This is a genomic window from Sphingomonas sp. Leaf10, assembly GCF_001421245.1.
Classification (GTDB): Bacteria; Pseudomonadota; Alphaproteobacteria; order Sphingomonadales; family Sphingomonadaceae; genus Sphingomonas.
Genome location: NZ_LMKE01000025.1, coordinates 1 through 6,232, shown reverse-complemented (window position 1 = coordinate 6,232; position 6,232 = coordinate 1). Strand labels below are relative to the sequence as shown.

The window sequence follows — 6,232 nt, the reverse complement described above, 5'->3', positions numbered from 1 at the left end:
TATGCGCGAAAACCACGGTCGGTCTCTGGTTGCCGCTGGATGAAAGACCGGGGTCACGTCACCGTCGAGTTGCTGACGGTTGCCGTCGTCCCGTTCAAGCGACCATGGTCCGTTCACGCCGCCGGAGACGGGATGGGTGTAGCCTTTGATCTCGACAACAACCGCCGTGCTCGCGGTCGCCACGATCAGATCAATTTGTCGACGCTGGGGCCCGATAATGATGTTTCGCAGCACAACGGCGTCGATCCCGGCCGTCTCCAGATCGCGTTGCAGCCTGCGAGCGCACGCGTTTTCAGCGCGATTGCATACGGGATCGCCGCTAAAGCTCCTGACCGATGTGCCCTCCGCTGCCATGATGCCAAGCTAGACACAGATGCCGACCGATCAAGAACATGTTCGCGAGCTCTGGCATGGGGAAATTGCAATGTCTCCGAACATCGCCGGTCATCAGGGTAGGATACTTGGTCCGCAACTGATGTTTGGCGATCCTTTCACGTCAGTCCAAACAGTCGTCACGCGCGCGATGACCGGTTTCGGCATAATCGACCGTTCCCAGTCGTGGCGCCAAACGGCAGGAATGTTCCCCTTCTCGCCATATCTGCCATCGCTGATCGAGGCGTCTGGCGATTATGAATGGATGTCTGAAGTCGGGGAGCGCGAGACGACGGCTGAATGTCGTTTTCTGGGTCGCGTTACACCCCGCTACTTCACAGCGTAGCTTTGAGGATGACCTCGATCGTCTCATCCGGCATATCCCACATTGGAAAATGACCGCTGGACTCGAACCAGTGCAGTTGTGCGGACGGGAACGCAGCTTTTGCGCGTGCCGCCTGACTTGGCAGACAGAGCCTGTCGTGCCTTCCCCATCCGATCACGATCCGGCCAGTGCTGTTGGCTGCAGGACCGGTCTGCTCCGGCCCGCCCGCAAGGTCATGGACCAGCGCATCGAACGTCTGTGTTGTACTGAGACCGGTCAGTTCGGTCGCCACCATCTGCGGATCAAGCGCCCAAGGATGCGCGGACAATTGGGCGAGCAGGGCGGTGCGCGAGGCCGCGTTACGGCTCAGCGTCGGCAGGGCGGGTCGGATCGCCCGCAACAAGCGGCCCGACACGCCGATCGTGGTCTTGAAGAAGGTGCGCTCCCAACCACGCCAGAACCCGCCCGGGTCGAGTGCGACGACGTTGCCGACGACGCCACGCCTGGCAAGTTCCAGCACCATCCGCGCACCCATCGAGCTGCCGACGACGTCGATCCCGGTCAGCTCGTGTTTCACGATATAGCGCTGGACGCTCCCGACCAGGCCTTCGAACGTCCCGCTATCGTGTTCCGCCGGGGTCGCGCCATGTCCGGGCAGGTCGATCGCGATCACCGTTCGACTGGCACTGAGCAAGTCTAGAATGGGGCTCCATGATCGCGAGCTTCCGCCCAGCCCATGTACAAGCAGCAGTTTGCGGCCAGAGCCGCGGTTGATCTCGTGCATCTTATTCCATTTCGGTTATCTCGAACGGAGCAACGAGCACCGTCCGTGCCTTGCACCACTTAATCTGCGAGCTGCCGTGCGCCGGTCGTCGGGGCGCTCGATCCTCAAAAAGAAAGGGAATCGCGCGCCGCCACGACGATGATGGATTCGCAACTCAGCCGTGCGGGCGCATGACCACCTTGATGACGCCGTCCTCCTTATCACGGAACCTGGCGTACATCTCGGGCGCGTCCTCGAGGCTGGCCGGGTGCGTGATGACGAAGCTGGGATCGATCTCTCCGGCGACGATCTTCTCCAGCAGCGGCTTGGTGTAGCGCTGCACATGGGTCTGGCCGAGCTTGATGGTCAGTCCCTTGTTCATCGCGGCGCCGATCGGCAGCTTGTCGCCCATGCCGACGTAGACGCCGGGCACTGAGACCGTGCCGCCCTTGCGGCAGCTCATGATCGCCTGCCGCAGGACGTGGACGCGGTCCGTGGCGAGGAACACCGACGCCTTGACCTTGTCCATGACGGCATCGGCCGCGCCGTGTCCGGCCGCCTCGCAACCTACCGCATCGATGCAGCTGTCAGGTCCGCGTCCCTTGGTACGCGCCTGAAGTTCGTCAAACACGTCCGTCTCGGAAAAGTTGATCGTCTCGGCACCGCCGGCTTCCGCCATGGCAAGACGCTCGGGCACATCATCGATCGCGATCACGCGGCCGGCACCCATCATCAGCGCGGAGCGGATGGCGAACTGGCCGACCGGTCCGCAGCCCCAGATCGCGACGGTATCGCCGGGCTCGATCTGTGCGTTCTCGGCGGCCATGTAGCCGGTCGGAAAGATGTCCGACAGGAACAGCGCCTGGTCGTCGGTGACGTTGTCGGGGATCTTAATCGGGCCGATGTCGGCCATCGGCACGCGCAGATACTCGGCCTGCCCGCCGCAATAGCCACCCAGCATGTGGCTGAAACCGAACAGGCCGGCCGGCGAGTGGCCCATCGCCTTGGCCGCCATTTCGGCATTCGGGTTGGTGCGGTCGCAGGCCGCGAACAGACCCTTCTTGCAGAACCAGCAGTCGCCGCAGCTGATCGTGAACGGCACCACCACGCGGTCACCGATCTTGAGGTTGGTCACCTCGGAGCCCAGTGCCACCACCTCGCCCATGTTCTCGTGGCCGAGGATGTCGCCCGCTTCCATCGTCGGCTGGTAGCCGTCGAGCAGGTGGAGATCCGATCCGCAGATCGCGCAGGCTGTGACCTTGATGATAGCATCGCGCGGGTGCTTGATCTCGGGGTCCGCGACGGTGTCGACGCGGACGTCTCCCTTACCGTGCCAGCAGAGTGCGCGCATGCTTCTTCTCCGTGTGACCAGGAGCTCCGCCAAAATCGGAAAAGCGACTGAAAAACCTCAACGCCCTTGCGAGCAGAACGGGCGCAAACCTTCGCCTGTGTAAGCTACTTGCCCCGCGTTGGCGTATCTCACATCAACCTCGCCATCGCACCAAGCCGACAACTGCAAGCTGCACGAACGACCGAAGCTGGTGAACGGCACAGGCACTTTGGACGGTCCGATGTGGGTCAAATTGCTGCGACCTGACTCCCATCGGCTTGAGCAATTTGCCCATGATGAGCCTGACACCAGCGACGTGGTCAAATCCCGAAGAGGGGGCGGGCGCAAGGGCCCGCCTCACATTAATTAGGACAATGGCGGTTGCCCGTTTGACGCGGTCAGCCGTGCAGCAGCAGCACGACCAAGCCATCTCGCGGACCTTCGTCGCGATACGCGATGTCGAGCGTCTCGGTCGCGAACAACGACATCAGCGACGCGCCTCGATCGCACCGTAGCTGAGCGCCATCGGCCGCAGGATCGGCATGAGCCTGATATGCGGGCTCATGACCTCGATGACCCGCTCGTCGACGCGATGGCGGCTCCTGCCGCAGTCGCAAGGCCGAAGGCGATGTGGTTGACGGCGTGCATGGCGATCGTCCTGCCGCCGGAACGCCACTCGGGCTCCTTGACGCCGAGAAGCGGGCCGGCGAGCCAATGCGCGAGTCCGTAGAAGGCGAGACCGAACAGGATGCCGCTCGAGATGATCGCCGCCTCCTCGTCCGTCGCGGCGGCATAGGAGGCACCGGCGATCGCCGACAGCAACAGGTGCCCGCCCTGCGTCAACGTCTGCTCACCGACGTCGGGGAGTCGGTCGGCGGGCGGCGTATCCCGTCCCAGCCGGTCCGCCGCCCTGCGCTCCAGATCCGCCAGTTCCGACGGCTTGCCGGTCTTCTTCTCGCCGGCCATCATCAGAGCGCTGAGGCCCAACCCGGCCAGCAGAGCGCCAGCTACGGCACCGGTGACGCGGCGGCCGTTCACGCCGCCTCCTCCATCTCCCGCTTCAGCGAGGCCATGTCGATGACGTAGCGGAAGCGCACGTCATCTTTCTTGACCCTCTTGTAGGCGGAATTGATGTCCTGGATGTCGATCACCTGGACGTCGGGGGCGACGCCCTTCTCGGCGCAGAAGTCGAGCACCTCCTGCGTCTCGGCGATCGACCCGATCAGCGAACCCGCCAGCGTCCGGCGGTGCATGATGAGTTCCTGGTTGTTGTAGCCGGGGATCTGATCGAGCGCACCGACCGCGCAATAGGTCGCATTGCGCTTCAGGAGCGTGATGAACGGGTCGACCTGGTGCTTTTCCGGGATGGTCGAGAGGATGAAGTCGAAGCTCAGCTCGAGTTCCTTGTAGGCGTCCTTGTCGCCCTCGATCACGACCCGGCTGGCGCCCAGCGCCTTGCCCGGCTCGACCTTGTCCTTGTCGGTCGTGAACACGGTGACGTCCGCGCCCATCGCGACCGCGAGCTTCACCGCCATGTGGCCCAGCCCGCCCAAGCCGACGATGCCGACCTTGTCGCCCGCCTTCACGCCCCAGTACTTTAGCGGCGAATAGGTGGTGACGCCGGCGCACAGGATCGGTGCCGCCGCTTCGATCGGCAGGCTTTCGGGCACCTTCAGGACGAAATCCTCCGGAACCACGATGACGTTCGAATAGCCGCCATAGGTGTTGTCCTCGGCGTAGGTGTTGACCCCATCCTCGGTCTGCGCGGCGGGCTTCATCGGGCCGTTATAGGTCGCCAGCCAGCTGTTATGCCCCTCGCAGTGATGCTCGTCGCCTTCGCGACACGGTTCGCACTGACGGCAGCTGTCGATCATGCAGCCGACCCCGACGAGGTCGCCCACCTTGTGCCGGGACACACCCGCACCGGCAGCCGAGACGCGGCCGACGATCTCGTGGCCGGGCATGCATGGGTAGACCGTATTGCCCCAGTCGTTCTCGACCTGGTGGATGTCGGAATGGCAGACGCCGCAATAGAGGACGTCGATCTGCACTTCGTTGGCCTTCGGTTCAGGACGATCGAACGCGAGGGGCTTCAGGCGGCTGAACGAATGCTTGGCGGCATAGCCGAGGGCTTTGGTCATGGTGTGTCTTCCTCGTTCCGGGTGGTCAGGCGCGGGCGCTGGTTAGTTCGTGGTAGGGGCAGCCGTTCACGCGCGCCCGGAAGTTCGCGGAGTGGCGGTAGGTCTCGTCACGCGCGCGGTTGACGTTGCCGAGCGGCTGGTGCGCCGCAAGCCCGGTCCAGATGCTGAAGCGCGTTTCCTCATCGATCTCGCGCACCTTGGCCGCATCCCAGCTATCCTGTGCCGGCACGCGCAACACGGCGACGCGCTGGAACGGCGAAATCTCCTCGTCCCATTCGACCGTGGGATCTTCGATCGGCTGCTTTTCAAGGTCACGGCAGAGCTGGACCTGGAACTCCCATTCCGCATCGAGGCGGGCCATCTCGACCTGCACATCCTCACGGATCGCGTCGGGTCGATCGGCTGTCTCAACGATGCGGCCGGTCAGCGCGACCTGATCGGGCGAGATCGGCACGAGGCGGTATTTGGCGATGTAATCGCCCCACCGATACGGCGTGACCGAATTGTAGGTTTCGCCCAACGGATCGACGTTGGGCGTGCCGCCCAGCGTGTCGACCTTCGGACTGGAGAGCCCGACCGCCTCCAGGGCGTTGTGCACGCCCCGCAATGCCGTTGAGAGCACCTCCTTGGTCCCCTCCATTCGGTCGGTCGTTTTCGCCAGCATCTTGACGTTGCCGAGGAAGGTCTTGGCGTCCTTCGCCACGAACACCTTGCCGTTGTTGGTGACGAAGTCCTGTGCCGTTCCATCCGCACCGGGAAGGCGCTCGCCCTCGACGTCGAGCACCTTGATCGCGAGGCCCCGGGGCAGGCTGATGCCGTCACGAAGGATGTCGCCGGCATTGGTCGAGATGCGGATGAGCGCCTGATGGGTGCCGGGAGAGGCGAACGCTCCCTGCGCCAGCTCAGGCGGCAGGGCATCGTCGATGACGAATTCGCCCTTGAGGACGCCGTGCGCCTTGGCATGGACGGCGCGGACCGCGTGGCCGTAATCCTTAGCCGTCCGGTCCAGGATGACATCGAACGCCTCGTTGAGCTGGCGGATGGTGTCGGCTTCGTCGGGCTGCTTCTGCTCGACATCGGGTGAATAGCGGACTGGTGAACCGGTCATGGCACGGCCTCGTGATTGGAAAAGGGAGGAAGGGCGGCAGCCGCCGCCCTTCCGTAGCGTTCAACGTGCCAGCGCCGCCTTTAGCCGCGCGACGGCGAGATCGTTCGCCTGTTTCGCGCCGTTCACGACCTTGGCCATGCCGAAGAATTCGTGAGTCACGCCTGGGAAGGTCTTCTGCTCGACTTTGTCACCG

7 protein-coding genes are annotated in these 6,232 nt (G+C 63.8%); 1 reads left to right on the top strand and 6 read right to left on the bottom strand.

The window, feature by feature from the left end; genetic code table 11:
• Nucleotides 1-354: nuclease-related domain-containing protein (locus tag ASE59_RS19305; protein WP_162235325.1), on the bottom strand; the 354-nt coding region annotated here is incomplete at its 3' end.
• Nucleotides 355-373: 19 nt separating this feature from the next.
• Between ASE59_RS19305 and ASE59_RS19910 the strand changes: the two genes are divergently transcribed.
• On the top strand, nt 374-718 hold the full coding sequence (locus ASE59_RS19910) for a hypothetical protein (protein WP_156360087.1): 345 nt from the start codon (nt 374-376) through the stop codon (nt 716-718).
• On the opposite strand, the gene ASE59_RS13835 is transcribed toward ASE59_RS19910, so the two are convergent.
• The 5 genes from ASE59_RS13835 to ASE59_RS13815 form a co-directional block, all read right to left on the bottom strand.
• The gene (locus ASE59_RS13835; protein ID WP_056457343.1) at nt 708-1,481 is read right to left on the bottom strand and encodes an alpha/beta fold hydrolase; all 774 of its coding nucleotides are present in this window, start codon (nt 1,479-1,481) and stop codon (nt 708-710) included. The two genes, ASE59_RS19910 and ASE59_RS13835, sit on opposite strands and share 11 nt — an antisense overlap.
• A 154-nt stretch (nt 1,482-1,635) precedes the next feature.
• Nucleotides 1,636-2,811, bottom strand: coding sequence for a zinc-dependent alcohol dehydrogenase (locus ASE59_RS13830; RefSeq protein ID WP_056457341.1), 1,176 nt, complete (start codon nt 2,809-2,811; stop codon nt 1,636-1,638).
• A gap of 540 nt (nt 2,812-3,351) precedes the next feature.
• Nucleotides 3,352-3,828: a hypothetical protein gene (locus ASE59_RS13825; RefSeq protein ID WP_056457338.1), complete on the bottom strand. Its 477-nt coding sequence runs from the start codon at nt 3,826-3,828 to the stop codon at nt 3,352-3,354.
• Nucleotides 3,825-4,931 (bottom strand): NAD(P)-dependent alcohol dehydrogenase, encoded by a 1,107-nt coding sequence (locus ASE59_RS13820; RefSeq protein ID WP_056457335.1) that lies wholly within the window; start codon nt 4,929-4,931, stop codon nt 3,825-3,827. The genes ASE59_RS13825 and ASE59_RS13820 overlap by 4 nt, the downstream gene beginning before the upstream one ends.
• 25 nt (nt 4,932-4,956) lie before the next feature.
• Nucleotides 4,957-6,039 carry a catalase family protein gene (locus ASE59_RS13815; protein WP_056457331.1) on the bottom strand — a complete coding sequence of 361 codons (1,083 nt, stop codon included), beginning with the start codon at nt 6,037-6,039 and terminating at the stop codon, nt 4,957-4,959.
• Between the last annotated feature and the right edge of the window lie 193 nt (nt 6,040-6,232).

Excerpts from the sequence above, each read along its gene's own strand:
- ASE59_RS19910 (WP_156360087.1), top strand. The coding sequence starts at position 374 with ATGCCGACCGATCAAGAACATGTTCGCGAGCTCTGGCATGGGGAAATT.
- ASE59_RS13835 (WP_056457343.1), bottom strand. The coding sequence starts at position 1,481 with ATGCACGAGATCAACCGCGGCTCTGGCCGCAAACTGCTGCTTGTACAT.
- ASE59_RS13830 (WP_056457341.1), bottom strand. The coding sequence starts at position 2,811 with ATGCGCGCACTCTGCTGGCACGGTAAGGGAGACGTCCGCGTCGACACC.
- ASE59_RS13820 (WP_056457335.1), bottom strand. The coding sequence starts at position 4,931 with ATGACCAAAGCCCTCGGCTATGCCGCCAAGCATTCGTTCAGCCGCCTG.
- ASE59_RS13815 (WP_056457331.1), bottom strand. The coding sequence starts at position 6,039 with ATGACCGGTTCACCAGTCCGCTATTCACCCGATGTCGAGCAGAAGCAG.